The following is a 25,325-nucleotide window of genomic DNA, read 5'->3' as shown; positions in this document are numbered from 1 at the left end:
ACACATGAATCACACAACTGTTATGTATTATATCAACAATGATAATCATTTTCATTAAAAACGAAAAGGGGATGAACGTAATCCGGCATGTTTCTTTCATTTCATAATTCATCTCGTGCTTCTGCCGTACGAAAACATCTAGGCCTGTCGAAGCCCATCTGGATCGGCCTGACATTACTTATCCTGCTTGTTGCGGGCGCATATCTGGCCGTGATCTTTCATCTGCAACCCAGTCGCAAGGAACCGATCCTGTTCAACTGGTTCGCCTGGACGGACAACGAATCCCTGATTCGCTCGGTAACCACGATTAGACTGCCCCGAATTCTCGCTGCGGTACTTGTTGGTGCCGGACTCGGTATTGCGGGATGTCTGCTTCAGTCTTTAACATCGAATGATCTGGCAGACCCGGAGGTTATGGGCATTAATCAGGGGGCCAACATGGCGATTGCTGCACTGATGGTGCTGATGCAGTTCCAAACATTCCGTTTTTTCACCGTAACGGCTTCCATGTTGGGAACTGCGCTCAGCGGCATTCTCATTTATGTGCTCAGTGTGCGAAGTCGCTTCAGTTCTAGCAGTGTGGTGCTCACCGGGCTCGTGAACAGTCTGTTCTTTAGTTCAATGACCACCACGCTGATCATATTCCATGATACCGATCTGTATCAACTGCTGCGCTGGATGGCCGGCGATCTGTCGGGCATGTCCTGGGAAGATGTCATGTTCTCGCTAGTCACTCTCGTTCCCGTCAGTATCCTTTGTTGCTTGTTTGCGTCCCAGTTAAATGTATTGTCTATGGGTGAGGATACAGCGATATCTGTCGGACAACGGTTAACCATGGTACGGAGCGGAATCATGGTAGCCATTATTGTGCTCGTTGGTGCAGCAACGGCGGTATGCGGCCCCATCGGGTTCATTGGCTTAATGGCAGTACATATTATTCGTACGTTAACAGGTATCGATTATCGGGTGATTGTACCACTCGCTGCGCTGACAGGCAGTGTGCTTCTCGTGTATGCTGATCTGATCGGACGCCTGCTTTTCTATCCGTTGGAAGCACCGGTTGGACTTATTACTGCGTTTATTGGAGCACCGTTCTTCATCGTGCTCATGCGCATGCGCGGGAGGAAACGTTCATGACATGTTTAAAAAATCCGTCCTCCCGATCCAACTGGAGCTTTGCTGCACTGATGACCGCAGTCTTATTCTCGTTAGCGCTGGTATTCATCCTGTCGCTTCGTTTCGGGGCAACCCCCGTTACGTTCCATGAAATCATCGCCCAGTTTCAAGCGCAATCGGGCACGATCTATGAGCTTCGGTTGCCTCGTGTTCTCTGCGCCATGCTAGTAGGCATTGCTGCATCTGTCGCAGGTGCCATCCTGCAAACTGTCCTGCGTAATCCTCTGGCTTCACCTGATGTCATCGGGGCAACAGCAGGTGGCGGGCTGGTGACCGTAGTCATTATTTTACTTGCGCCGTTAACACCCGCAATCTGGTTGCCTTTCTATTCGATGGCAGGTTCGGCAGCGGCAAGTCTAATCATTTTCCTGCTCGCTTATCGCCGCCAGGGCACATCCATGATCCGTCTCGCTCTTGTGGGTATAGCCGTTAGTTCTGCATTACAGGCCATCATCAAAATGCTTATCGTTAAATATGCCATGAGTTCCAGTCAGGCACTGGTCTGGCTTAAAGGCAGCTTATATGCGCGCAACTTGCAACATGTGGAGATGTTGTGGCCGTGGACGCTAGCAGGATTGTTAGCCGCCATGTTGCTCGTAAGGTACTTAAATGTTTTGAAGCTGGATGAATCCGTGCTGGTGTCCTTAGGCACCCGGGTTCGCATGGTGCGAACGGTACTACTCATTGTGGCTCTCGCTTTATCCGCAAGCTCAGCCAGTATATCGGGGAATCTCAGCTTTGTTGGACTTATTATTCCACATCTGTCCCATAAGCTGGTTGGAGAGAACTTCATCCGTTCCCTCCCATTTACCGCGGCGCTCGGCGCACTACTTGTCATGCTTGGCGATATGATTGGCCGCATTCTGATCCCTCCAATGGAGATTCCCGTTGGCATCATTACATCGTTAATCGGCGCGCCCTATTTTGTATACCTGATCATCAAGCAAGGACAGAAAAAATAATTTTCAATATGGAGGGTTCATTCCCAATGAAACGAACATCACTATTTATGGTAATTATATTAACTCTTGTGCTGGTTCTCACCGCTTGTGGCGGAGGAACGGCTGGCAACACCGCTGGTGTTACATCGGACAAGGAGTCAGCGGCTTCTGCTAATGGCACGAGTAAAACGGATAGTGGTAATGCGTCCACTTCCTCCACTGCAACATCATCTTCAGACCAAGGTTCAAATGAAGCCAATACAACAACGGCTCCTTCAATTACCTCTAATTCAGACGGTTCATTTGTTGTAAAGAACGCCTGGGGAGAAACCAAACTCCCTGCCTCGCCCCAAAAAATCGTTACCCTGCATTTCTCCTTCACGGATGAGCTCGTCTCCCTTGGTGTAATGCCAGCAGGGATTGCAGGCTCTTATAAAGCGGAAGTGCTTGGTTACCTGAAAGATCAGGTGAAGGACTATACTTTTGTTGGAAATCACCAGCAGCCTAATCTGGAAGTCATCTCTTCCCTCAAGCCCGATCTGATTATCGCCAATGCCGATGTGCACGGAGCCATACGTGAGGATCTGGAGAAAATTGCACCGACCATCGCGCTCTATACCAATGGTTACGGAGACATGGAGCAAAACTTCGCTATGCTGGGAACCTTGCTTGGCAAAGAAAAAGAACATGATCAGGTTATGAATGAACTGAACCAGAACATTGAACAGACCCACGCTCAAATCCAGGGCACACCTAAAGTTATCGTCGTGAAAGCACTGGAGAAAAACTTTTACATCTGGATGAAAACCTCATATATCGCAACTCTGCTGGAGAAAATCGGCGCGGAATACAGCTTCGATGAGAACAAGTCCAGTCAGCAACAGACGCCAGGCAAGATTGACGTAGCCGATGTAGATCTGGAAACCCTTGTACAGGAAAACCCGGACTATCTGGTCATCTATGGGGCGAAGGCTGACCTGGATAAATGGATGAATAACAGCACCTTCCAATCGATTAAAGCGGTGAAAGATAAACATGTGCTCGTTGTTAATGATGAAATATGGGCACTGGGTAAGGGGCCTCTGTCGGGTGAAGAAATTCTAAAAGAGGCTATTCCATTCTTCACAAAATAATATGGTTTTCCTTAATGCAAAAGTAAAGCCAACCTTCCAAGCGAAGGTTGGCTTTATGTTATATACCGTTTCCACAAATCCCACGCTTCGAGATACTCAGGCAAGTCCTGCGGATGATGTTTGTTGCTTAGCCCGATCCGGCAGTATAGATGAACCACTGCTTCTTCCATCAATCTGAACTTATCCATAGTCACCTGCTCAAGATGACCGAATACATCCCATAACAATATCGGGTCGAGGTCATCGGGGGAGGAACAAAAAGCATAGAGAAAATCATAGAGAACCGGGCCGACCATCGGAGATGGGTCAATGACCCCAATCAGTTCCTTTTGCTCAAACACAATATTATGAACACCCGCATCCCCGTGCAAAAGAAATCTCTCCGACTCATCCTCATGAAACAGACGATTCACTGTAGATTGAACCAGATTGTAGTCTTCCGCTGTAAGCACATCACCAAGATTCTCTCTCGCCTCATCAATACTAATCTGATTGAATCCCCTCCATGTCTCGCGTGGATAGCCCATTCTTCCCCATAGCCTTGTATCCGGCAAACGTACATATGTATTCAACAGCTCTTTCACCAGCCGGGTTAACCATGCTTTCTTCGCTCCCCGATGGTTATGAGTCACACCTTCCATAAAGCTGTATGAAAAATAAGTGTTGTCCGAACTCATAAAAAGAACCTTTGGCAACAGCATCACTTCACTGTATGTATTCATAAACTGACATGTAACACGAATGTCCTCAGGATCATCCCATTTCAAAATGTACCGTTCGCCCGAGCTCGCAAGTAGCCTGAACACCCGCCCCGCCGTCGTTCCCGACAGCTGCTTTACTTCCACGATGTGTTCGTGAATGCTATGCTTTTGCAAGAGCTCGTTGATCTCCTTGGTGCTTGGGTTGATGTTTATCATATGTTTCTCCCTTTCCTTTTTCCCCTTCTCCTTTCTCCTGTTTTATCTAATCTTTGCAAGCAACTTCTCTTTCTTCTGGTCGAATTCATACTCCGAGATGATATTTTTGTCCTTTAAATCCCCCAATTGTAACAGCTGTTCATGGACATTAACTACGGGTTTCTTTAATTTATTGACCTTTACAAGCACAAAAATCGAATAAGGTATGGCAAAAAACATAGATAAAAATGCCCATCCTACTGCAGCCGCCTCGTCTACGGGTCCCAAAACAAAAATGAAAAATAACGTCAATGTAAATACTACAACTGCAATGATGGATAATGCCTTCAACTTCATTCCCCCCTAAATGTTATGTACTTTTTTATCATCCTCAAATGGACTATCTGCACTGGTTACTTCCTGTATAATGACAATCGGATCAGAGATCAAACCAAGCTCCTCATCCTTTGGATAAGTTACCGCAATGGTAGGCTCCGGCCCTGCAAATGCCATCATGGACTCCATATCCTCCCACATGGTGCACAGGAAAAAGTGTGCGTAGTCTCCTTGCTCCACAACTTTCAGATACGCTCCGCGATTTCCCTTAACAGCGAGTGTATCTTTCACACCTGTTTCAACCTCATATTCCAGAAAAGCTTCCTTGTTCTCCAGCGGTACCGCTCCATGCCATGTTCTTGCGATCATCCCATCACTCCCCTTATACACTGAACATTTACTCTTTCAAATTGCCAATAATCCAATGCACTGCCTCCAAAATATCTGCTGCAATATAATCCGGCTCCGTCTGAGCCCACTTATCTCTGAACTTCGTTAATGAGGATTCCCCCCAGCCTGTTCTCACCATAATCTTAGTCGCGCCTACAGCATGCGCAGCAAGCATGTCTGTCTCGCCTACGTCTCCGATAACGATGCACTTGGTCAAATCCAAATTGTACTGCTCCGCGGCCTGAAGTAACATGCCGGGTTTAGGCTTTCGGCAGCCGCATTCTTCTTCATGTGAGCAAATGTAGGCCTGATCGAATCCGTATTTCTGAAACTGCTGTTCAAACTCCTGAACCGTTGCCTGTCCGCGTGAAATTCGGTGTTGATTGGTGAGTGCAAAAACCTTCATTCCGTTTTGCTTTAAGAGCGTAATCGCTTCCTGTGCATTCGGATATAACTCAAAGTCTCTCGGATGAATAAAATGTCCTGTACCTCCGATCGTGCCATCTCTGTCGATAAAAACAGCCTGAACGTTTGGATTTGCAGTCATAAGGTTTGTTCACTCCCGATTTAAGTTATTGTATTAATCACTATTCACTAACTTAAAGATCTCACCGCTTCACACAGCTATTACACTTTTTCATCGATAATATGTTTATTATCCTCCTGCTCTTTTGCATGTTGAAGCCGTCTGACTTCTACGCGCAGATCACGTACTTCCTTCATCAGTAGATCAAGTTTCCTTGATGTTTTGGACGAATCCACGGCATAACGCACAACCGCTGCAACAATAAGCACAACAATAATGCATACAAAAACGGAAATTAACGCTGTAAATAACTCCATAGTCGTGTACATCTCCTTGGTGTCTATGAACTTATGTGCCTGACAAAAGCATAATCGAATTCATATTATTAATAAATATTCAATTTAATTGTAACATTTTTCAACTCCACCCGTTGTCTTAAATGAAGGAGGATGAAATCTGGAATGAGGAGTGATTTATATGCCGAACTATTCAAACAGTACCAATCCTCCCTGCATCTCTATCTCTACCGAATGTGTGGATCACAAGAAACGGCTGAGGAGTTAGTTCAAGAAACATTTTACAGAGCTATGGTATCCATGAAAACCGAACATGCCGACTATGCCAGAGCATGGCTGTACAAAGTAGCCCGACATTTATTTATCGATTGGTACCGAAAGAACCGCGGGGAAATGGAAATGAGCCGGGAACTGGAGAAACAAAGTGTAGAGAATACATATCGTACTCCTGAGGAAGTACTCGCCGCTCGTGAACGGGTAAAGCTCATTCAACAGGTCATGAAGAAACTGCCCGAACAATATCGGACTGTACTGCTACTTCGCGAGATGAATGAGCTGTCTTACAAGGAACTTTGCAAGGTTCTGGATATGAATATGAGTCAGGTCAAAGTTACCCTGTTTCGCGCCAGAGCACGATTCAAAGAAGAGATGTTACAGATGAAAGGAGAGAATGAATGATGTCCAAGCCAACGGAACCAGATGATCTGTATGTGCTCCATGCAGATGATTTCGAACCTCAACGCCCGGAATGGGGTCATAAGCAATTTAGACGAATGGTATGGAAAACACGCTGGAAATTTTTCTTGAACGCAGGGGGAATTCTATTTTTAATATTTGTGCTCTATCATGTCTATATCACGGCTCTGCATATGTATTTCGATCAATCCAAGGTGCGGAACGAGTTCATGCGTTCCATTATTTCGGTGGTGGAGATGCATGGTGACGGACTGCGCGTCGAAAAAAGCCCCCATCAGACGTTTGAAGTCACTCCCTTTTTAACACAAAAGGCCAATCTGAAGGTATATCGCCTCGTCGGTTCATCGGAAGTGATCACTGGTGAGGTTCAGGCCGAACGGAGTATTACCGGTAAATTCAGTTACAAGATGAATAGCACAGGAGCTTATTTAAACGGTAACGAACGCGGTCCATTTTACCTTCCGTATGACTTGGTTGACGGCAAACCTTCCAATGAGAACACGGAGGAAAACAGCAGTTCTAAGCGACTTCGTAAAATAGATGACGGGCATGTTGCCGAGATGTCGATCTCATTGAAAAATTTAAAATCGCCGAAGCAATTGATGCAGTTGCTCTCTAAGTATGATGTCCGAGTAACAGCGATGCCGATCTATTCAGGAGAAATGCAAGAAAAAAATCTTTCCTATTCGAGAGCAGGAATGTTTGACTATAATGTTCCTCATCTGACGCTTAAACCGCTCTATGAAATGGAAGACGGCGGAGGTCGATGGTTTAATTATTTTCCTAGAGAAGTTGAAGATCAGAACCAGGCACAGTCAGAAGGAACGATGCAGGAACAAATCCAAGCCATGATGTCTGATCTGGAATGGATGACCAGCAACCTGAGTTATAACGGTGTTGATTGGGATCAGCGACGACTTGCCTATCTGAAAAAGAATGGCGTACAAGTATATGGAGCTGTTGTAACAGGTCCCGTACGTGAATTGCAGAAGATTACCGAGAATCCGGAATTCCGGCATGTGCATCTGAACCGGGTAGAAATATGGAATTGGGATTAAGCATACATGACCCATTGAAATAGAGATCATGCCTTGGTGTGAACAGGCATGATCTCTATTTTTACATACAAGAGTTACTGATAATGCAAACGAATCTAGAAAGGTACCCCCTCACTCGGTCTCGGCAACAATATCTGTACAACGTACAATCAATTCAGGCATAGGTTCTCCATCCAAAAGAACATGCAGTTCGTACCCGTTATCGATCCGGTACAGCTCCTGGTACAGCCAGTGACTGCCCACAACCTCACCTTCTTGCTTAAGAATTTCAGGTGCAATCAACGTGAGTTTGTTCATTTCAGTGAAGCCTCCCCGGTTGTCAAAACGAATAACCAGATCGACTACGTGCAATAGTTCGGTCACCTCGCAATCGTGAAATTGTACCTGGTTGCGAACATCATCCGCAATAATCTGGTTCAACATCGCTTCCCTGTATTCTTGTCCGATACGTTCCATCTCTTGGGTATTCTCTGCACTCTTTTTCTTAAGCTGCTGCATAACTTCGCTCGTGCAATATCCCAGTGCAAACACACGGATGTCAGCAATCTGGTTCAAGATGTCCGCGGGTAATTTCTCCGCATGGTATTGGTAGTTCCACTCCATCGCTTCTTTATACTTGTCTTTACATTGCTTCACATCAAAAGCAGGACGGACATCATACTCCGCAATCAGCTTCTCGATATGCGCTCGCTCTTCCGGCGGCATGTGATACACCATCTGATCTTCCGCCGTGATCTCTTCCCCGCTAAAAGCTTTGTCTGCACGGGTCATCACTTGACCATCACTCTCCAGCATGAAACGTGGATCGGTATCGTATATCTCACGCTCTTGCTTTACATGTTCTTTTTCCTTCCGTTTGTACAGTCTCTGGAAAAGAGCCTCATCCAGCGACCCCGCGCCTTTATGTACTCTCAACCCAAAATGAAGCCCTGTTTGCTGGCACGTATCGTACCACTCTTTTGTTAAGTATTTCATAGCTACTCCTCCAGATTCTCCAGCCTCAACGTTCCCTTACTCTCACAGACATGCCGGTCTACACCCAGGATTGAAAAAATGTATGTTTGATTTCTTTGTCGTTCCGCGCGGCCCACTCACGGACTGCTTCTACACCTGCGGTTTCTTGGTCTCCCTTAAAATAAAAGCATAAATCCATTGGCACAATCCGTTTGCCATAGCGTTTAAACCCGATTCGTCTGTAGTTCATATAAATACACTCAATCTGAGATGCATCATATTTCTGTAATTTGGTAGAGATGATATGATCACTTTCCAGCGTAATGCTAGGTCTGGTGAAGAATATACGCCAGATTAGAAAGATGATATAACCTAGAATAAAGACGAAAAAAACTAAAGCGATGTATTTCATAACACCATTTTCACCGTAAAAAACATTTCTAGAAAATAAAACTCCAATCATGAACATACAAATTAATTGCAGTACAGCTCTTGGATAAATCGTCTTGAATGTAATGAGTTATCCCCCCTTTTTTGGTTAGGTTATATTTAGTTGCACTTTATTAAATTTTGGGTGCCAAGTCTTCTAACTGTAACAACTCAAGCTTGCTCGCAGGTATGCTTGCATGTAAATCTCCATTCATGATATCCATCGCTTCCCATTCAACAAACACAACAAAGTTGTCTGTGAGTTTAGAGTATTCAGGCCAGTTGGTCGTTACATTTAGCTCGTAAGCAACCTCCTGCCACAAGCGCTTGCCTTCTTCAAACCAATCTCCTCTGCTACGCCAATATATAATCAAAGTTCGAAGCCTCTGGATCAGATCATGATCCTCAAGCTCTTGTTGATCATTCAGTGGATGGTCGCCTGAACTCCAGAGTCCGTAATAATAATACTCATCATGCTCATCTTTTTCTTCTATCTGTTCCTCTCTTACCTCATCCCAACCTGGGTTGAACATCGGCGAGTACACTGCATGAACTTCATCATGCAAGTAGATGGATAAGAAACAATAGGAACTTTCCGATGGAGAGTCACGGAGCGTAACTATGGTTTGCTTCACCGCCAACATGAGTTCCTTTTTCACCGTTTCCCGCAATGTCTGAACTTCTGCGTCTGCCATTCTGACATAGATCACACCTTGCTTTCCATCTAACACTCGTAGCAGTACACCGTGGTCATCATATTCGAAATACGTTCGAACAAGATGATCGTAATATTCATTATTTTCATATTGCGGCTGGTAGACTTGCACAAGCAGGTCGCCCTCGTAAATATATTCTTCAACGTTAATTTTATTAAACCGAGAAAGATATTCTACGGATCGATAGATATGCCCGCCCTGCAACCAATATTCCTTAACTCCATCCAATGTGCCCTCAACATATGTTCTTGTCGTTATCAGATCATCTTTATATGTAACATACGTATAGCCGTCAATGAGATCGTCACAAGCCAATATCAGCAATCTGCCTTGATCATCAAACTCATAATAGGTCTCTGTCTCTTCGTTCGAAAGTTCTCCAAGGATTTGTCCCTCACGTTCAGACCAAAAGGGCATAATGTCATACCTCTTACTTGTTGTATACTCTCTTCTATGTACCTTTGCCTCAGCTTCTTGTTTGTAAAATAGATAATTGTCTATTGCGTCCTGATTAAGCTTCTCATAATATTGTTCATTAATCATATTTTTCACACCTCTCTATTGATGCCTATTAATCTGCAACCCATTTCCTAATGGATCTCTCGAAGCGCGCCTTCCGATACCTTTTCTTCACCTCCTGTCCTTCACGTTTCCCTGGAACTAAAAATCCTCCAACACCTTCGACTTATCCCCGTAAACCTTATCCAGATGCTCTTCCCCCCAGTAACACAGAAGATCCAGCGCAGGTTTAAGTCCCAATCCATACGTTGTCAGTTCATACTCCACCCGGGGAGGAACCTCGGAGTATACCTTACGCTGCACAATCTCATCCTTTTCCAGCGCTCTCAGCTGTGTGGTCAGCATTTTCTGCGTAATCTCGGGGATTAACCGCTTCAGCTCCGACGTTCTTTTGCACCCTGTAAACAAATGATAAATAATGAGCGGCTTCCACTTGCCACCCATCACTTCCAGCGCTGCTTCAACGCCAACTCTATATTTCTTGGAAGCCCCGTTATTTGTCTTGCCTTGTTCCATCTTGATCTTCCCTCCAATATCTTTCTGAGCCTCATGTCGGTACATTTAAGTTTCACGTTCAAATTTCATGCTCCTAGGGTACTTTCATCTCCCTATAGAACAATAAAGTGCGTACTTCCAGATGTTTTCAACTCTGTTTATAATAGCATCAGCAGAGGAGCTATGGCTACCGAACCAAGCTCCAGAAAGGTTGTGATTGATAATGAACGTCTTAGTAGTGGTATCTCATTCGCGCAAAGATTCCCTGACCTTTCAGGTCACCGATCGTTTCGTTCAAGGTCTAGCAGAAGCAGGTCATCAAGCAGAAATCGTGGATTTACATGAGATTGGTTTTGATCCGGTCCTGCGAGCAGAAGATGAACCTGACTATACGCAAGATAACCAGCGATTCTCCCCTCAGATTGAAACGGAGATTGCAAGGCTCAAGAAACACGACGCGATTGCTTTTGTCTTCCCTCTATGGTGGTGGCATCTGCCAGCGATGCTGAAAGGGTACATTGACCGCGTCATGAACAACAGTTTTGCCTATGGTTCGAACAAGTTGCATCATGAGCAAATGTTGTGGATCGCTCTTTCCGGTGTGACGGAAGAACAGATGAATAAACGCAACTACGGTGAATCCATTCAAAACCTGCTCAATGTCGGTATCGCCGATTACTGTGGTGTCTCTAATTCAAAGGTTGAATTCCTGTACGAAACGGTCGATGCCCCACCGGAACACTATGAGGAACTGCTGAATCAGGCTCACGAGTTGGGCGTTAACTATGCCAGCGCATTTGCTGAACAGTCAACAAAATAAATGGTTTAATGGTTAGGGTACATCTGTGGCTTTCACGATATAAAATAAACATCTCACATTCCGCTCCGCCTTTGGTAAAATAAATCCCCCGTTTCCGCTTTTCAAGAGCGGTTATGGTAAGTAAAACACCCCGGCATTACACATCAAAAAGGGCCGCTCAACTGAGCGACCCTTCCTGTGTTTTGTGCTATTTTACGATACTAACGTTGTTTGACCAGTTTGGGTATATTCGTTACACACGAATCTCCAGCTCTATTTCATCGTTGCCAGCAAGAATCTCTCCAGCATGCTAATATCCGTAATGCTCCCGTTGCACGCCTTATCATCCATACACACATACTGACCAACGGACGCAAAGTTGTCCGCCGACTGTGCCTTGGTCTTCACGTTGTAGAATCCAAGCTCCTGATGGCGATGACAGAACATGCAGTATCCCTTCTTGTTCGTAGGCGTAATTCGTCCCTCGATCCCGAGGAATTTGCCTTCGTGCGGGTACACAATGAACAAACGGCTTGTCGCAATATCGATCCATCTCAGGTACGTGGTGTGTGCATAATCGATAGATTCCAGATCAGGCAGTTTGAGCTTCTTCGCCTTTGGAAACAACTTCTGAATCTGCTTGGCTGTAACCTGTGGGTATGGAATCAGATAGTCTTCAAGCTGATTCAGATAGAGTTGCACGTCATGCGGCGTCGCATACGTGGATAACTGCTCCAGCAGCTGCTTCTGTTCCAGCGTCAGATCCTCGAAGATGCCTACGGCATTCGTACTGACGGTGTAGCGGACCGTATCCAATACTTTGGGGTCCACGACAGAGCGCAGCGTTTTTAATAGAAATTCGGCTTGTTTATAAATGGTGTTATATTGATGATTATGAATAAATGGTGTGTTCATGGCCTTCAGCCCCTTATTTATAGTGGTCAAGCAAATAAGGTGCAAAGCCTGCGGGTTGAACCATGATATTGGTGTTGATTTCAGGGCACACGATCTCATGTTGTCGCGCCCTACACAAAGTCCGCCCCTATTCAGGCTTTGCGTAAGGCTTTCTAGCGAACGAGCAATCCGGCATCATCCCTATTGCCACGTCATAACCCCCAATGCAGTCGATATACGGGAATTATAGCAGGAATGGTGGGAGATGGGCAATTACAGTGTTAACACTGCCTGCACCTCACCACAAGCCAATACATCACCAGTAAGTTGAAAACCAAGCGAGTCATAGATTTTCTTAGCAGCCACATTCTCTGGTTTATATGTTAGCTCTACCACTTTAGCTTCCCCACGCGGGGCTGACCGTGCATACGCAATCGCTTTCTCTACCATCTCTCTGCCGTATCCCTGGCCTTGGTACCGATGGTCAATCATCATTTTGAAAATGCCATAGCTGCTGTATTCGAAATTTCCATCCCCATCGTCATAATACATCGAAATAAATCCGACCATTCGTTCTTCCTTGTATACTGCAAATGTGATAATGATCTGCCCCTCATCCGAGGCTATGTACGCTTCTGCAAGTGCATGCTGATTCGAAGAGATGAATTGCTGCTGATCCGGAGAAACCTTGAGTTCAATACATTCAATAAAATTATCCCAAGAGATTTTTCTGAATTCCATTTCTTTTCCCCCTGCTCGTAGAGTGAATTGTAGATGCTACCCCATACATGCGCTTATATATGTTCATCTCGTATTCCTTTTTTTTATTTTTCCTATCGTACCATTTTATTCAAATAAAGGTAACCGGAGAGATTTAGTTGAACATGAAGGAATATACTTACAGAGAACTGATAGTGTTGATAAAATAAAAACGGTAAAGCCCTATTAGCACCAAATGGGTCTTCCCAATCGGTTGAACTAGATATAGTTCGCGCCAAAAAGGATGTGATCATTTGAAAAATAAAAAGATATTCATTAGCATTTTTACACTGTGTATTCTACTGCTATTCGGTTTTATGAGATGGGACCATCTTGAATCTGAGTCCAGCGCGGACTTCAAGTATAAGTTTGATCGATGGACAGGTCAGAAATGGGTCGAATTCTATCCACCACTAGCCTTCTCCCCCAATAGCATGGAGTTCCCACTCATTTACATCAATGAGATTCTTCCGAATGATATTAATAACTACTTAGCAAAACAAGCTCTTTCTGGAGAACTGGTGAACAAGTGGATTGAGCGAACTCAATATACGGACGGATACTTAGGTGTATTATTGTTGAACATCATCGTAACTGTGTATAGTTGCTTAAAGATATGGATGAAGAAACGTAATACAAGGTGATCTGTTAAAGACTACAAAAAAGAAGCTATCTCCCTGGCCTTCCCCAGTTTGACAGCTTCTTTTTCACGTTACATTCACATAACTTGAAAACAAAAATTTACACATGCATTTCACTTCTCAATCGTTATTAACGCCATTCCAATTACAGCCTTAAGTCCCTACTCCTTCACGGCCCCGACCACAATCCCACTTACAAAGTAACGTTGCAGGAACGGATACACCAGCAGGATCGGCAGTGCGCTGATGAAAATTTGTGATGCCCTGATGGTCCGCTGGGACAGGTTCGCAATCGCTTGCGGGTCCATCTTGGTCATATCGCCCTGCACGATGATCGTCTGCATAAATGTCGCCAGAGGCAACTTCTCCGAATCACGGATGTAGATGATCCCGTCAAAATATGCATTCCAGTGCCCCACCATCATGAACAGAGACACGGTAGCAATAACCGGCACGGACACGGGCAGATAGATTTTGATAAATGACTGGAAATGACCTGCGCCATCGATAAATGCGGCCTCTTCCAAATCTTTCGGCACCGTACGGAAGAAATTCAGCAACAGAATGATGTTGAACACCGCCACCAGCCCCGGCAGAATCAGCGCCCACAGCGTGTTCATCAGACCCAGCTTCAGAATGAGGATATATCCCGGAATAAGCCCCCCACTGAACAGCATCGTGATCACAAAATACCACAAGTAGACATTACGAGCGCGGAACACACGTGTCTCCTTCGACAGAGCATACGCCGCAAGCGTATTGACGATGAGTGCAAGCCCGGTGCCCAGCACCGTCCGCTCCACCGATACCCAGAGCGAGGACAAGAAGTTGGAGTTATCAAACGTCTTGGCGTACGCCTCGAACGTAAATCCAATTGGCCAGAATGTCACGAGCCCTGCATTCGCAGGGGCGGACGAACTGAGTGAAACCATCAGCAAGTGATACAGCGGCAGCAAGCAGAGCACCGAAAGGATGGTCAGAAACACATTGTTGAAGATGCTGAAAATGCGATAAGGTAACGTTTTATGATACATGGTTCATCATCATCCTTTCTTAGAAAATTCGGTATCCGGCAAAACGATACGCCAGTCGGTACGAGATCACGATGAGGATCAGACTGATGACCGATTTGAACAGATTGACCGCCGTTGCAAAGCTGAACTGTCCGCTCAGCAGCCCTTCGCGATACACAAACGTATCGATGATATCCGCTTGCTGATAGATTAATGGGCTGTACAGATTGAAGATTTGGTCAAAGTTGGCGTTCAACACGTTGCCCAGCGCCAGCGTGGCAATAACGATCCCGATGGGGATAAGTGCCGGAATGGTAATATACATCGTCTGTTTCCAGCGCCCCGCCCCATCCACTTCAGCTGCTTCATACAGAGACGGGTTGATGCCCGCCAGTGCAGCAAGGAAGATGATCGTGTTAAAACCGAACTCTTTCCACACATCACTGATAATGACGGTGAACCGGAACCAGTTCCCATCCCCGAGGAAGAAAATCGGTTTGATGCCAAACACCGACACCAGAAACTGATTCAATATGCCCGTCTGTGCCAGAATATCGATCAGAATACCGGACAGCGTTACCCAGGACAAGAAGTGTGGCAGATACACTAATGTCTGGATCGTACGTTTCAACGCCATCTTCCGTACCTCATTAAGCAATAGCGCAAAGATAAACGGAATAATCAAGTTCATGATGATCTTTGAGCAGGCAAAGAATAGTGTGTTCCACGTAATTTGCAGGAAATAATCATTGGTCCACATATACTCGAAATGCTTCAGCCCCACCCACTCCGAACCACTGAAGCCCAGCGCGGGCTTGTAATCCTGAAAGGCCATTAGAATACCTGACATCGGAATATATGAAAAAATAAAGACCATAATGGCCGCTGGCAGCACCATGAAGTGCAATATCCACGGCTGTTTGTAACGTTTTTTCTTCTTTTTTTCCAGCTTGTTGCCCGCATTCGCCTGCGGGAGCCGTTGACCCTCTATTTTAGCCTCCATATGATCCTTCTCCTGTTCCCAAAAAAAGTTTTTGTGTGTCTTGGGCTTCTCTGATATAAATAGTATCAAGCCATTCCGAAGTCTGACTATATAACATTGTTAGGGTGGATAGGGTTTTGTTAGTTTGATCTATATTGGTGAACTAATCGTGTTATATACACGAGCCACTCCGATGACAGAATAACCTTTCAATCGCTGTTATCCCCAGATTTTTTTGATTCCCTTCTTAAAGGGAAAATCCGGTGATAAAGGCGAGCGCTTCGCTTTTCCAGGTTTTTTCTGTCCTCTCCGTTACATGTGTAAATAAAAACGTTCATCAATATAGTTAGATGTGAATATAGAGGAGACTTTTTATGTATACATGGGAGCGCTTTAACGTTTTTCAAAAAGGAATCCGATCCCGCTTCAGCCTTTTTGCCAAAATCAATCTGTTAATCATCATTTTGTTCATCCCGATTCTGATCATGTACACCTATTCGAACAACGTTACGTACGATGTCGTCAGCAAAGAACTGCAGGTCTCGAACACCAAGCAGCTCACGTTTCTGTCTAGCCAGATCGATTCGCGCATCAATCAGATGATGGATTTCAGCCTGATTCTTTCGCGTGATCCGAATGTGCGTGCCTTCAACGGTCTGAACCTGTGGCAGGATAAGTATGACCAGATGCAGACGCGGTACATCATTCAGGAGAAAATGACGCTGCAGACAGGCGTAACCGATCTCTGGCCTACCCGCTACGCGGTGTACTCCCAGCAGAACAAAGAGGTGATTGCGAACTATACACGCGATACGGGTTATGATGAGGCGTATCTGAAAAAAAACATGAGCGGACAATGGACCTACGGGGATCATTCCACCGATTCGAAAGACGCCATGCAATCCTTTTACTGGTTCTATACGGATTCATTAGCACAACCAGGTATGCTCACAGGCAGCAATCTGGTCATTGAAGCCAGCTTTAGCCATGAGAACATTCAGAATATGCTCGACACGTACAAAGCAGGTGGACAGGGTGACCCATTCTTTTATCACAAAGGCAACACTCCTATTCTAAACCGCACCGCGGACAAGCAGTTATCCGGTGACCTGATCCGTTATCTGGATACTCACTCGCTTGAAGATACAACGCAAGATGTCGTGGAACTGGGCGGCAAAAACTATCTTGTCAGTACCGTCAAATCCACGTATCTGGACTGGCATCTGGTGGATGTCGTGCCGCTGTATCAGATATTGGAGCCGATCTCGCTGAGTCAGAATCTGTTTTATGCCTGCATGATTTTGCTGCTTGTTGTGGGCATATCGGCATCCATCCTTCTGTATCGCAATGTGCAGTACCCCATCCAGAAACTGATCAAGGGTCTGCGCCGCGTGCAACAAGGTGATTACTCCGTGCGTTTGCACAGCAACAACCAGAATGAGTTTTCATTCTTGTTCCACCGTTTCAACGACATGTCCCACCAGATTCAGGATCTGATCGAAAATGTGTTTCAGGAAAAAATCCGGGCCAGAGAAGCGACGCTCAAGCAGCTCCAGGCGCAGATTAACCCGCATTTTCTATATAACTGTCTCGGTTATATCATCAACATGGCGCAGATGAAGGACGAGCAAGCCGTGGTATCTATGGCGCATAATCTGAGTGCATACTATCGCTACACCACCCGGATGGAACGCGAAACCTCTTCATTGCAGGAAGAAATCAAGCTACTCATTAACTATCTGGATATTCAAAAGCTTCGCAACGGCCGAATCGAATATCACATCGATATTCCGGAGCATATGCTTGCCCAGTCGGTTCCACGTTTAATGCTTCAGCCAATGGTTGAGAACTCGGTGATTCATGGGATTGGGAAATCTTATACCTCCGGGGAGATTCGTATTACCGGGGAGAGTGTGAATGGCTTTGGCAAAATCTATATCGATGACGACGGCCCCGGTCTCACGCCGGAGCAGTACGAAGCGTTGAACCAAGAAATGCTGGAGCCGTTACAAGAGGAAGTCGGATGCGGTCTCTGGAATACGTATCAGCGTATGATTCACACCTTTGGTAACCATTCCTACCTGTTGTTCGGCCCATCCCCACTCGGCGGTTTCCGCACCGAAATCGTCTGGGAAATTCCGAGCGAAGAAGCTGACAAGGAACCTGGGAACGACTCAGGCGGATGATTAAAGACAGATTGACCTGATCATCCCTTAAGGGCCTCGCATAACGATTGTATGTACTTAAAAACGCCTTCCAACCGCTCATTGTAGCGGCGGTAAAGGCGTTTTTTCTTTCTTCTTGGTATCTTCTTCGTATCCTTTTCTCTATCCTCTTTGCTACACTTTTTGCTATCTTCTTGCTTTCTTTTTTCCATTTGCACTATGTCTATATTTTCTTGCTCATCCGCTCATCCAACCAACTCACTATATCCGCAGTAACTTCGTCACGGTTCGTTTCGTTCAGCATCTCATGCCGCCCGCCCGGATACAGCTTGTAGGTCACATTGTCGATGCCCTGCTGTTTATAGGCGTTGTACAGCCGGATAATGCCTTTGCCAAAGCTGCCTACCGGGTCCTTGTCTCCAGCGAAGATATGAATTGGCAGGTCTTTGCGCACCAGATTCAGATTGTTTTTGATCCCAAGCTTTTTGAGTCCAGTGAAAAAGTCTGCGAAAAATCCTGTTGTAAATACCGTTCCACAGAACGGATCACGGATATATTTATCCACCTCTTCCGCATCCCGGCTGAGCCAATCAAACTCGGTGCGGACAGGCTTAAACGCATCGTTGTAGCTGCCAAAGGACAGCTTGTTCATCCGGTGGCTTGGTACACGTCTGCCGCGGCGCCGAATCTCTTCTTCGGTTAACAACGAAGCCACATGAAGGATGAAACGCACATGCAAGGTTGAACCCGACAGGATCACGCCGTCTAATTCTTCGCCATAGAGCATCAGATACCGTTGCGTTACGAAAGAACCCATGCTATGCCCCATCAAAAATAGAGGGAGTTCAGGATACTTCTTCTTAATGATGCCAGTCAGTTTATACAGATCATGCACCATCCACTCGAATCCGTCGCTATCTGCCAGATGACCCAAGTTCTCTAAAACCTCTGCCGTCTTGCCATGCCCTCGCTGATCATGGATGTACACGATGTATCCATTCCGATTCAGTTCCAGTGCAAAACGCTCATACCGGGCCGCCGTCTCCGCCATGCCGTGACAGATTTGCACCACTCCTTTGACCTGAGTGTCACTCGCAGGTAGCCAGTTATACACATGGATTCGAGTTCCTTCATCCGAATTAAAATAAAAATGATTTGCCGTACTCACAAAATCCCCCCGTAATGATACGTTTTCTCTTCATTCTCTTCTTCTTTTTCTTCTTCTTTTTCTTAGTCTTCTTTCTCTTCTTCTTCGTCGTCATCTTTGTCTTTATGTATTTCTGAATTTCCTCATCGGCTTCAAGGTTGCCACATGCTGAGTGAACGTTCCTACATATTCATCCTACTTCTCTAAGGAGGAATTTAGCAATTGTAATTTCACCCTATATATCGGATTACTATACGTAAATATTGATTATTCAATCTTTTTTTCAAGCGCATATGCGCCCGGAACTGTTTCCATAGAGAAGCGGATGGTGGTGTGATATACTGCTTGCAACACATGTCAGCTTAGAAGCGTGTAAACCCTCAAGCAAGGAGACAAAGCAACATGCAAATGATCATCGTAGACGACGAAGCACACTGGGTGGATAACCTGTCCATGACCAAACCTTGGCATACGCTCGGGATCGAACAGGTTCACCGGGCATACTCCGCTCGTGAAGCACTGCAACTCATTGAAACTCAACCGATTGATATCGTGATCTCGGACATTCAGATGCCGGAAATGACAGGCATAGAACTGATCGAACGCATCCGCATCCGGGACAAAAAAATAAAATGCATCCTCTTATCCGGCTACTCCGAATTCGACTATGCCAAGAAAGCCATCCAGTACGAAGCCGTGGACTACCTGCTCAAACCGCCAACAGATGACGAACTGATCGGCGCTGTACAGAAAGCCATCGATCAGCTTAACAATGAATGGGCGCTTGTCAGCTCCCTATCGCGAACGCAGTTTACCCTGCGCGAGAATTTACCGCATTTGCGTGGACGCCTACTTTTGGAAGCCTTACAGGGACATCGGTTCTCCGCCAGCGAATGGGAGCGCAAGCTCGATAACTATGACCTGCCCTTCCGCACCGGAGATGCGGCGCTGATGCTGGTCCGTATGGATAATGAGTTCAGCCAGTACGACAGCCATGATCAGACCCTGATCGAATATGCCATCATCAACATGGCGGAGGAGATTATGGGTGAGTTTATGCAAGTGTGGGGTGTGAAGGAAGAGCACGGGTATGTCGTATTTTTACTGCAATTGAAGGAACGAAGCGGCGATATTGGAAAAGAAACCATTCTGGAGAAGCTGTCCATTCAGCTTCAATCCAAAGTAAAACAGTTTCTGAAAGGCTCCCTCTCCATTGTTATGACCGAGTGGTTCACCTTCCCGGAACAGATCTACGATCGCTTCCGTCAGGCTTCCGCCTATTTCCGCCAGATCGTCGGGGACGAGCGTGAATTCGTCATGCGGGTGACCGATGTCGAAGCACCTGCGGCACAAGGTCCGTTGGACGTGCTGTACACTCCGCCTACCTTCATTCAGCTACTGGAAAGCGGCCAATGGGATGCCGCCGAAGAAAAAATACGTGCCGTCTGCGCCGAACTGGACGAAAAATGGTCGGAATCGTGGGAACACTGTATGGAGGCCGGATTTCTCATCACCGCAGCTTTCACGAACCTGGCTCATCGGAACAAGCTCACCCTGGCAGGTCTCATGGGCAGTGAGATCGAGCAGCTACAGAGCGGCGAAGTCTTCTCCACCATAGGCAAACTGCGCAAATGGTCGCTCTGCGTACTCGCCAAGCTAAAGGAAGGCACATCCAACGAGGTCAAAGACACACGTTCAGAGTATGTGAAGAAGATACAGGAGTTTACCGATAAAAACCTGCATCTGGATGTATCTTTACGTGTGCTTGCAGATCATGTGAATCTGCATCCAACGCATCTGTCCAAAATTTACAAGATCGAAACTGGCGAGGGCATCAGTGAATATATCGCGCGTTTGCGCATGGATCGGGCCTGCCATAAGCTGGTCACAACCACCAAGAAAGTATATGAGATCAGCTTGGAGATCGGCTATATGGACCCGGCGTATTTTATCAAAGTGTTCAAACGTCAATTTGGCGTGACACCTCAAGAGTACCGAGACCAGCATTAAACCAAAGTTTTTACACTTTCACTAAGAGAGTCCTATCGAAACTAACAAACTCATATAGATGCCCTCCTGCTCCTCTTGGTACAGTTACAGTGTAAAGATCATACATCGTAGGGGGATTGAACAATGATCAAATTCAAAGCATGGTGGTCCTTGCTCATGGTTATCGCACTCATCACCATCACTGCATGCGGCAGTGGCGAGTCAGCCAGTGAGAAAGGCACGAATGATACACAAGAGGCTGTCGGTTCTGCGGAAGCGGAAGCAGCGTTTGCCAAAGGAAAATATGACCCGCCCATCGAATTCAGTTCCGTGCTGATGCCGAAAAAATACGCTCATGGCGATACCAAAGAGAACAACGTACATGACCGTTGGATGCTCGAAACGCTGGGCATGAAACACAAAGATACGTGGTATCCGGCCACTGACGATCAATACAGACAGAAGCTGCAACTGGCGATTGCGTCCGGCGAGAAGCTGCCTGATTTCGTAACCGTGCCAACGAACGCGGTACTGACGAATCAGCTGATCGACTCCGGTCAATTCATCGCCATTGATGAGCTGTTCGAGAAGTATGCAAGCCCGATTCTGAAAGAGCACGCGGCAGCACATCCTGAGCTGTGGTACCCGTTCACCAAAGACGGCAAAAAGTACAACATGCCCATCATGGAGTACACGGATAACGACGATACCCTGCTCTGGCTCCGTGAAGACTGGATGGAGAAGCTGAACCTGCAAGCGCCAAAAACCATCGCAGACCTTGAGAACATCATGGACAAATTCAAAAACGAGAACCCGGACGGTCTGTCTCCAGACAAAGTATTCCCGCTGGCAATCTCGCTCAAAAACAACACCAACACCTGGATGGGTGGACTCGACTGGTTGTTCGGTGCATACGGCACAATTGAAGAGCAATGGAACAAAGACGCTAACGGCAATCTGGAGTACGGCTCCGTTAATCCGGGTGCGAAACAAGCCCTTGCCAAGCTGGCTGAATGGATGGAAAAAGGATATATCCACGCCGACTCCGCGCTTTGGGACGAAGGTAAATCCGCTGAGAGCTGGACAGCTGGCAAAGCCGGCATCCTGCCTGGCGCAAACTGGGTACCGGACTGGCCTGCTCCAGACCTGCTGAAGAACGTACCTGGCGCGAAATACAAAGCCTACCCTGTTCCGGCTGGCCCAGACGGCAAGATCGGTACGAAATGGCAGAACTCTGGCGTCAATGCAAGTATCATGATCAACAAAGATGCGAAGCACCCGGAAGCGATTTTCCTGTACTACAACTATCTGCTGGAAAACCTCGCGAATCCTAAAGCAGGCAGTCCGTATGAGTACGGCTTTGCGAAAGGGTACGACTGGGATGTCGTAGACGGTCAACCGACCAGTGACAAAGAGAAGATCAAAGACTTCTCCAACGAATTCCCGTTCCTGACCGGCCCGGCGCGTATTCCGGATCTGTACATGAAAACACTCGTGAAACTCGCCAACGGCGAGAAGCCTGAAACACCTTACGAGAAACAAATGGCTGAATTCCGCAAACCGGAAAACTGGTATGCTGGTAAAGTCGTGATGTCCCAGATCGACATCCGCAAACAAAACTATTTCACAGGCGCAGCCACACCAACCATGGTATCCAAGTGGAACCTGCTCCGTCAGTCCGAGCTCGAAACCTTCAACAAAATCATCTACGGCAAACTGCCAATCGATGCATTTGATCAATTCGTTGCTAACTGGAAATCCAACGGCGGCGACCAAATCACCCAAGAGGTGAATGATTGGTTCAAGTCTGTGAGTGGTAAGTAAGGATTTGTTTTTTGGAAAAGTAAAGCATTAAAACCCGAGCCGAAGCGTTTATTCACGCTTCGGCTCGGGTTTTTAAGTGTAGATCGGGGTAGATCGGGGTCGCTCTCCCATGACTTATGGGTTCGCTTTAGTGGATCAAGCCTTCGTATCATTCTCCTCCGGCATCGACTGACTCAGCAACGATACAGTGAGTCGAATGCCATCTCGTAGCCCCTGCTTGTACAACCGTTCATTCTCTATACCTTTGCATACAATGTATCGATTCTCCCATTCAGCATACTCAGGTGTACGTTCGACATCTTTGCCAGCAAACAAAGCTTCGAACGCTTCGTCTGTTTCCCCGCGTACCCGATTAAGTTCAGGATCATGCTCGATTCGGGCAGATACCTCGTTCAGCCTTGCTTGAATCGCTTGCTGCATCCACGGTGGAAAATCCATAGCTTCTCCTCCCTTACACATTATGTATTTCACTCATTGCCGTACCACTCGACTATGTTTCGCCTTCGTTTCACTAACTCGTGCCACCAGTTCATCCACCCTCCGGCTCTGTTCCTGAACCGCAGGATTGTCCCACAACGGAATCGCTTGCTTCAAGGATGCCTCACCAAGCTGATTAAGCTTGCGCCGTTCCTCTTCCAATAAGTCAAGCAACCGGCTCATATATGCACCTCTCTGATGGGTCTGAATTGCATAATGTCTTGTTAAGACTAGACATTAACAATCTTTTTAATGCGATTATCGGTTTATTTTATTTTAATTCGATATCCGCATTAAAACAACCATTATTTCTCATACAATTTGGTTGAAATGAGGGGTGTACATAATGAAGCATAGACAAGAACCACCTGGCGATAAAAATATTATCGGCTCCAAAGTCGTAGCCATCCGTAAAAGCAAAGGAATAAAACAACGTGAGTTCCTTGCAAGATTGCAAACCTTTGGTTTGGATATCAGTCAGACAAGTCTTTCCCGTCTGGAGGGTCAATATCGTCTTGTTCAGGATTATGAAGTGGTGATGATTGCGAAAGCCTTGGAGGTTTCAGTGGGGCATTTGCTTGGGGAAGAACAATGAATCTCAAAAGATTTGTTGATAAATCTTAGTAATCCTTGACGAATGTAATTATTATAAACAGGATTACATCGATTCTCTTACCAGCTTTCCGATCCGATTTCTATATACAATAAGAACAGACTTTTTAACACTAGACAGGCTATCTTAATACTTATTGCCTCAGTCCCAGACCATTCTTTTTAAAGACTCATCACACAGAGTCACTTACTACTTAACCTGATAACTAAAGAGCATTCCAACTTGTTCTAACTCGTATTTATTAAACATCGAATACTAGTGCTGTATGATAAAATATAGTCCTATAAATGAACTTTTTCTGCTAAGCCCACCTGCTAAAATTTGGAGGTAAAGAATGTTACATAATATATTAAGTAACGAAATTTGGGGAACAATTACAACTTTAATAACTGGAGCCATTGGAGGACAACTACTTAATCACTTAATTATTTCAAGAAAGGAGAAAAGAAAATCAGAAAAGGAATTTAAAAGCAGATTCTATATTCCACTATATGGTGCTATAAAAACCTATTTTGAAAGCCATACTGCATTTCGTAGAGGTGATTTAACTCATGTAGGAAAAACACCAAATATACAAAGGGAGAAAATTGTTGAATTTATTGAGAATAATCTCCAATATACTAATACAGAAGTAGCTGAAGCGTTTTACAAAAGAAAATATAGTAATATTTATGATGATAATTGGGGGTTTAGAGAAATAACACTTGACAATGATTTGTTTTGCAACATATTAAAGTCATATTATTTAATATCAAGTAAAAAAAGAAAATACGAACTTAAGAAAGATATATTACTCTTTCAAATATGGCAATTATGTTTTAAGTTAGACCTCCCTAGTCCTGATGACGCGTTATCTGTTAAGTATTATTTTAATTTAGACAAATTAGCCCACATGTATGAAATTGATGAATTAGATGAGATTATTAATCTAAATGGGGATCAAGAACGTCAGAAGTTTTTCTTAAAAACCCTTTTAGTTAAAATAACAGATGAGGATCCAGAGGGTCAAAATTACGTTATTTCCAAGTTCTTCGAAGAAGTAGAAATATGGGAAGACAGTCAGTCTATTTCGGAACAAAATCTTGTTCACGAAATAATGAACGGAAACGATGTTGGATATCTTACAATTGCAAACAGAACTGTTTTGCGAGATTTAATTTTAGAAGAAATGACACATTCTTACTTTTACGAACAAGTATACAAATACTCATTTAGAAAAAACGACTTCCACAAACTTCCTAGAGAAAAGAAACTAGTACTTGAGTATTTAGTTGAGCAAGGATTGGCGATAAAAGAAAACAATTTAAATAATAAGGTGACATTCAGACCATCCACTAAAGGGATTGAAAATTACGAATCAAAATTTATATAACATTAAATTCGCGATTAACTTAATTTTAAAGATTTAAGTTTTAAAGATGCTCTTCAATTACATAATGAATTAAATATAACTTCTAATTG

At 45.2% G+C, this 25,325-nt stretch carries 27 protein-coding genes; 11 read left to right on the top strand and 16 right to left on the bottom strand.

Features of this window, described 5'->3' with window-relative positions; translation table 11 throughout:
* Positions 1-87 precede the first annotated feature (87 nt).
* The 3 genes from MHI38_RS24215 to MHI38_RS24205 are packed head-to-tail and all read left to right on the top strand — an operon-like array spanning position 88 to position 3,250.
* On the top strand, positions 88-1,137 hold the full coding sequence (locus tag MHI38_RS24215) for an iron chelate uptake ABC transporter family permease subunit (RefSeq protein ID WP_154887125.1): 1,050 nt from the start codon (positions 88-90) through the stop codon (positions 1,135-1,137).
* Positions 1,134-2,138 carry a FecCD family ABC transporter permease gene (locus MHI38_RS24210; RefSeq protein WP_308722172.1) on the top strand — a complete coding sequence of 335 codons (1,005 nt, stop codon included), beginning with the start codon at positions 1,134-1,136 and terminating at the stop codon, positions 2,136-2,138. Before MHI38_RS24215 ends, MHI38_RS24210 begins: the two co-directional genes overlap by 4 nt.
* Before the next feature lie 26 nt (positions 2,139-2,164).
* A complete protein-coding gene (locus MHI38_RS24205; RefSeq protein WP_186809573.1) occupies positions 2,165-3,250 on the top strand; it encodes an ABC transporter substrate-binding protein in 1,086 nt (361 codons plus the stop codon).
* Positions 3,251-3,303: 53 nt separating this feature from the next.
* Here MHI38_RS24205 and MHI38_RS24200 read toward each other — a convergent pair whose 3' ends face one another.
* From MHI38_RS24200 to MHI38_RS24180, 5 genes are all read right to left on the bottom strand, one after another.
* The gene (locus tag MHI38_RS24200; protein ID WP_186809574.1) at positions 3,304-4,167 is read right to left on the bottom strand and encodes a phosphotransferase; all 864 of its coding nucleotides are present in this window, start codon (positions 4,165-4,167) and stop codon (positions 3,304-3,306) included.
* 42 nt (positions 4,168-4,209) lie between these two features.
* Positions 4,210-4,497 (bottom strand): SHOCT domain-containing protein, encoded by a 288-nt coding sequence (locus MHI38_RS24195; protein ID WP_186809575.1) that lies wholly within the window; start codon positions 4,495-4,497, stop codon positions 4,210-4,212.
* Positions 4,498-4,509: 12 nt separating this feature from the next.
* Complete coding sequence (locus MHI38_RS24190) at positions 4,510-4,851, bottom strand: hypothetical protein (RefSeq protein WP_090921967.1); 342 nt, start codon at positions 4,849-4,851, stop codon at positions 4,510-4,512.
* Positions 4,852-4,879: 28 nt separating this feature from the next.
* Entirely contained in the window at positions 4,880-5,419 is a 540-nt protein-coding gene (locus tag MHI38_RS24185; protein WP_154887133.1) for an HAD-IIIA family hydrolase, read from the bottom strand.
* An 80-nt stretch (positions 5,420-5,499) separates the two neighbouring features.
* Positions 5,500-5,715: a hypothetical protein gene (locus MHI38_RS24180; RefSeq protein WP_154887135.1), complete on the bottom strand. Its 216-nt coding sequence runs from the start codon at positions 5,713-5,715 to the stop codon at positions 5,500-5,502.
* A gap of 144 nt (positions 5,716-5,859) precedes the next feature.
* Here MHI38_RS24180 and MHI38_RS24175 point away from each other — a divergent pair, with 144 nt between their 5' ends.
* Positions 5,860-6,372 carry an RNA polymerase sigma factor gene (locus MHI38_RS24175; protein WP_186375385.1) on the top strand — a complete coding sequence of 171 codons (513 nt, stop codon included), beginning with the start codon at positions 5,860-5,862 and terminating at the stop codon, positions 6,370-6,372.
* Positions 6,372-7,448, top strand: coding sequence for an anti sigma factor C-terminal domain-containing protein (locus MHI38_RS24170; RefSeq protein WP_341181791.1), 1,077 nt, complete (start codon positions 6,372-6,374; stop codon positions 7,446-7,448). Before MHI38_RS24175 ends, MHI38_RS24170 begins: the two co-directional genes overlap by 1 nt.
* 111 nt (positions 7,449-7,559) lie before the next feature.
* Here the strand turns inward: MHI38_RS24170 and MHI38_RS24165 are convergent, their stop codons facing one another.
* From MHI38_RS24165 to MHI38_RS24150, 4 genes are all read right to left on the bottom strand, one after another.
* Positions 7,560-8,423: a DUF4085 family protein gene (locus tag MHI38_RS24165; protein WP_341181790.1), complete on the bottom strand. Its 864-nt coding sequence runs from the start codon at positions 8,421-8,423 to the stop codon at positions 7,560-7,562.
* A 58-nt stretch (positions 8,424-8,481) separates the two neighbouring features.
* A complete protein-coding gene (locus MHI38_RS24160) occupies positions 8,482-8,814 on the bottom strand; it encodes a hypothetical protein (protein WP_154887139.1) in 333 nt (110 codons plus the stop codon).
* 151 nt (positions 8,815-8,965) lie between these two features.
* On the bottom strand, positions 8,966-10,090 hold the full coding sequence (locus tag MHI38_RS24155; RefSeq protein WP_154887141.1) for a hypothetical protein: 1,125 nt from the start codon (positions 10,088-10,090) through the stop codon (positions 8,966-8,968).
* 117 nt (positions 10,091-10,207) lie between these two features.
* A complete protein-coding gene (locus tag MHI38_RS24150; RefSeq protein ID WP_154887143.1) occupies positions 10,208-10,582 on the bottom strand; it encodes a winged helix-turn-helix transcriptional regulator in 375 nt (124 codons plus the stop codon).
* Positions 10,583-10,784: 202 nt separating this feature from the next.
* Here MHI38_RS24150 and MHI38_RS24145 point away from each other — a divergent pair, with 202 nt between their 5' ends.
* Positions 10,785-11,381, top strand: a complete 597-nt coding sequence (locus MHI38_RS24145) for an NAD(P)H oxidoreductase (RefSeq protein WP_154887145.1) — start codon at positions 10,785-10,787, stop codon at positions 11,379-11,381.
* Between the two features lie 252 nt (positions 11,382-11,633).
* Here MHI38_RS24145 and MHI38_RS24140 read toward each other — a convergent pair whose 3' ends face one another.
* The 4 genes from MHI38_RS24140 to MHI38_RS24125 form a co-directional block, all read right to left on the bottom strand.
* Positions 11,634-12,275, bottom strand: a complete 642-nt coding sequence (locus MHI38_RS24140) for an FBP domain-containing protein (RefSeq protein ID WP_154887147.1) — start codon at positions 12,273-12,275, stop codon at positions 11,634-11,636.
* 252 nt (positions 12,276-12,527) lie between these two features.
* The gene (locus tag MHI38_RS24135; RefSeq protein WP_154887149.1) at positions 12,528-12,995 is read right to left on the bottom strand and encodes a GNAT family N-acetyltransferase; all 468 of its coding nucleotides are present in this window, start codon (positions 12,993-12,995) and stop codon (positions 12,528-12,530) included.
* An 820-nt stretch (positions 12,996-13,815) separates the two neighbouring features.
* Positions 13,816-14,688, bottom strand: a complete 873-nt coding sequence (locus MHI38_RS24130) for a carbohydrate ABC transporter permease (RefSeq protein ID WP_090921935.1) — start codon at positions 14,686-14,688, stop codon at positions 13,816-13,818.
* Between the two features lie 19 nt (positions 14,689-14,707).
* Positions 14,708-15,565: an ABC transporter permease gene (locus MHI38_RS24125; RefSeq protein ID WP_186809594.1), complete on the bottom strand. Its 858-nt coding sequence runs from the start codon at positions 15,563-15,565 to the stop codon at positions 14,708-14,710.
* Positions 15,566-16,023: 458 nt separating this feature from the next.
* On the opposite strand from MHI38_RS24125, the gene MHI38_RS24120 reads away from it, so the two are divergent.
* Positions 16,024-17,835 (top strand): histidine kinase, encoded by a 1,812-nt coding sequence (locus MHI38_RS24120; RefSeq protein WP_154887154.1) that lies wholly within the window; start codon positions 16,024-16,026, stop codon positions 17,833-17,835.
* A 202-nt stretch (positions 17,836-18,037) separates the two neighbouring features.
* Here MHI38_RS24120 and MHI38_RS24115 read toward each other — a convergent pair whose 3' ends face one another.
* A complete protein-coding gene (locus MHI38_RS24115) occupies positions 18,038-18,982 on the bottom strand; it encodes an alpha/beta fold hydrolase (RefSeq protein ID WP_154887156.1) in 945 nt (314 codons plus the stop codon).
* Positions 18,983-19,363: 381 nt separating this feature from the next.
* On the opposite strand from MHI38_RS24115, the gene MHI38_RS24110 reads away from it, so the two are divergent.
* Positions 19,364-20,971, top strand: a complete 1,608-nt coding sequence (locus MHI38_RS24110) for a response regulator (protein WP_154887158.1) — start codon at positions 19,364-19,366, stop codon at positions 20,969-20,971.
* 123 nt (positions 20,972-21,094) lie between these two features.
* The gene (locus tag MHI38_RS24105; RefSeq protein WP_154887160.1) at positions 21,095-22,774 is read left to right on the top strand and encodes an ABC transporter substrate-binding protein; all 1,680 of its coding nucleotides are present in this window, start codon (positions 21,095-21,097) and stop codon (positions 22,772-22,774) included.
* A gap of 135 nt (positions 22,775-22,909) precedes the next feature.
* Here the strand turns inward: MHI38_RS24105 and MHI38_RS24100 are convergent, their stop codons facing one another.
* Both MHI38_RS24100 and MHI38_RS24095 read right to left on the bottom strand, forming a co-directional pair.
* Positions 22,910-23,212 (bottom strand): hypothetical protein, encoded by a 303-nt coding sequence (locus MHI38_RS24100; protein ID WP_154887162.1) that lies wholly within the window; start codon positions 23,210-23,212, stop codon positions 22,910-22,912.
* A gap of 33 nt (positions 23,213-23,245) precedes the next feature.
* Positions 23,246-23,434, bottom strand: coding sequence for an aspartyl-phosphate phosphatase Spo0E family protein (locus MHI38_RS24095; protein ID WP_154887164.1), 189 nt, complete (start codon positions 23,432-23,434; stop codon positions 23,246-23,248).
* Between the two features lie 163 nt (positions 23,435-23,597).
* Here MHI38_RS24095 and MHI38_RS24090 point away from each other — a divergent pair, with 163 nt between their 5' ends.
* Both MHI38_RS24090 and MHI38_RS24085 read left to right on the top strand, forming a co-directional pair.
* A complete protein-coding gene (locus MHI38_RS24090) occupies positions 23,598-23,846 on the top strand; it encodes a helix-turn-helix transcriptional regulator (RefSeq protein WP_154887166.1) in 249 nt (82 codons plus the stop codon).
* A gap of 352 nt (positions 23,847-24,198) precedes the next feature.
* Positions 24,199-25,236, top strand: coding sequence for a hypothetical protein (locus tag MHI38_RS24085; protein WP_154887168.1), 1,038 nt, complete (start codon positions 24,199-24,201; stop codon positions 25,234-25,236).
* Positions 25,237-25,325: the final 89 nt, after the last annotated feature.

It is taken from the genome of Paenibacillus sp. FSL K6-1558 (assembly GCF_038002565.1).
GTDB lineage: Bacteria > Bacillota > Bacilli > Paenibacillales > Paenibacillaceae > Paenibacillus > Paenibacillus polysaccharolyticus.
The sequence above is the reverse complement of the archived record's forward strand: the minus strand, read 5'-3'. Positions and strand labels throughout refer to the sequence as shown.

Bases quoted from the DNA above. Each gene is read 5' to 3' on its own strand.
- MHI38_RS24215 (WP_154887125.1), top strand. From the start codon at position 88: ATGTTTCTTTCATTTCATAATTCATCTCGTGCTTCTGCCGTACGAAAA.
- MHI38_RS24210 (WP_308722172.1), top strand. From the start codon at position 1,134: ATGACATGTTTAAAAAATCCGTCCTCCCGATCCAACTGGAGCTTTGCT.
- MHI38_RS24205 (WP_186809573.1), top strand. From the start codon at position 2,165: ATGAAACGAACATCACTATTTATGGTAATTATATTAACTCTTGTGCTG.
- MHI38_RS24200 (WP_186809574.1), bottom strand. From the start codon at position 4,167: ATGATAAACATCAACCCAAGCACCAAGGAGATCAACGAGCTCTTGCAA.
- MHI38_RS24190 (WP_090921967.1), bottom strand. From the start codon at position 4,851: ATGATCGCAAGAACATGGCATGGAGCGGTACCGCTGGAGAACAAGGAA.
- MHI38_RS24185 (WP_154887133.1), bottom strand. From the start codon at position 5,419: ATGACTGCAAATCCAAACGTTCAGGCTGTTTTTATCGACAGAGATGGC.
- MHI38_RS24180 (WP_154887135.1), bottom strand. From the start codon at position 5,715: ATGGAGTTATTTACAGCGTTAATTTCCGTTTTTGTATGCATTATTGTT.
- MHI38_RS24175 (WP_186375385.1), top strand. From the start codon at position 5,860: ATGAGGAGTGATTTATATGCCGAACTATTCAAACAGTACCAATCCTCC.
- MHI38_RS24170 (WP_341181791.1), top strand. From the start codon at position 6,372: ATGTCCAAGCCAACGGAACCAGATGATCTGTATGTGCTCCATGCAGAT.
- MHI38_RS24165 (WP_341181790.1), bottom strand. From the start codon at position 8,423: ATGAAATACTTAACAAAAGAGTGGTACGATACGTGCCAGCAAACAGGG.
- MHI38_RS24160 (WP_154887139.1), bottom strand. From the start codon at position 8,814: ATGAAATACATCGCTTTAGTTTTTTTCGTCTTTATTCTAGGTTATATC.
- MHI38_RS24155 (WP_154887141.1), bottom strand. From the start codon at position 10,090: ATGATTAATGAACAATATTATGAGAAGCTTAATCAGGACGCAATAGAC.
- MHI38_RS24150 (WP_154887143.1), bottom strand. From the start codon at position 10,582: ATGGAACAAGGCAAGACAAATAACGGGGCTTCCAAGAAATATAGAGTT.
- MHI38_RS24145 (WP_154887145.1), top strand. From the start codon at position 10,785: ATGAACGTCTTAGTAGTGGTATCTCATTCGCGCAAAGATTCCCTGACC.
- MHI38_RS24140 (WP_154887147.1), bottom strand. From the start codon at position 12,275: ATGAACACACCATTTATTCATAATCATCAATATAACACCATTTATAAA.
- MHI38_RS24135 (WP_154887149.1), bottom strand. From the start codon at position 12,995: ATGGAATTCAGAAAAATCTCTTGGGATAATTTTATTGAATGTATTGAA.
- MHI38_RS24130 (WP_090921935.1), bottom strand. From the start codon at position 14,688: ATGTATCATAAAACGTTACCTTATCGCATTTTCAGCATCTTCAACAAT.
- MHI38_RS24125 (WP_186809594.1), bottom strand. From the start codon at position 15,565: ATGGTGCTGCCAGCGGCCATTATGGTCTTTATTTTTTCATATATTCCG.
- MHI38_RS24120 (WP_154887154.1), top strand. From the start codon at position 16,024: ATGTATACATGGGAGCGCTTTAACGTTTTTCAAAAAGGAATCCGATCC.
- MHI38_RS24110 (WP_154887158.1), top strand. From the start codon at position 19,364: ATGCAAATGATCATCGTAGACGACGAAGCACACTGGGTGGATAACCTG.
- MHI38_RS24105 (WP_154887160.1), top strand. From the start codon at position 21,095: ATGATCAAATTCAAAGCATGGTGGTCCTTGCTCATGGTTATCGCACTC.
- MHI38_RS24100 (WP_154887162.1), bottom strand. From the start codon at position 23,212: ATGGATTTTCCACCGTGGATGCAGCAAGCGATTCAAGCAAGGCTGAAC.
- MHI38_RS24095 (WP_154887164.1), bottom strand. From the start codon at position 23,434: ATGAGCCGGTTGCTTGACTTATTGGAAGAGGAACGGCGCAAGCTTAAT.
- MHI38_RS24090 (WP_154887166.1), top strand. From the start codon at position 23,598: ATGAAGCATAGACAAGAACCACCTGGCGATAAAAATATTATCGGCTCC.
- MHI38_RS24085 (WP_154887168.1), top strand. From the start codon at position 24,199: ATGTTACATAATATATTAAGTAACGAAATTTGGGGAACAATTACAACT.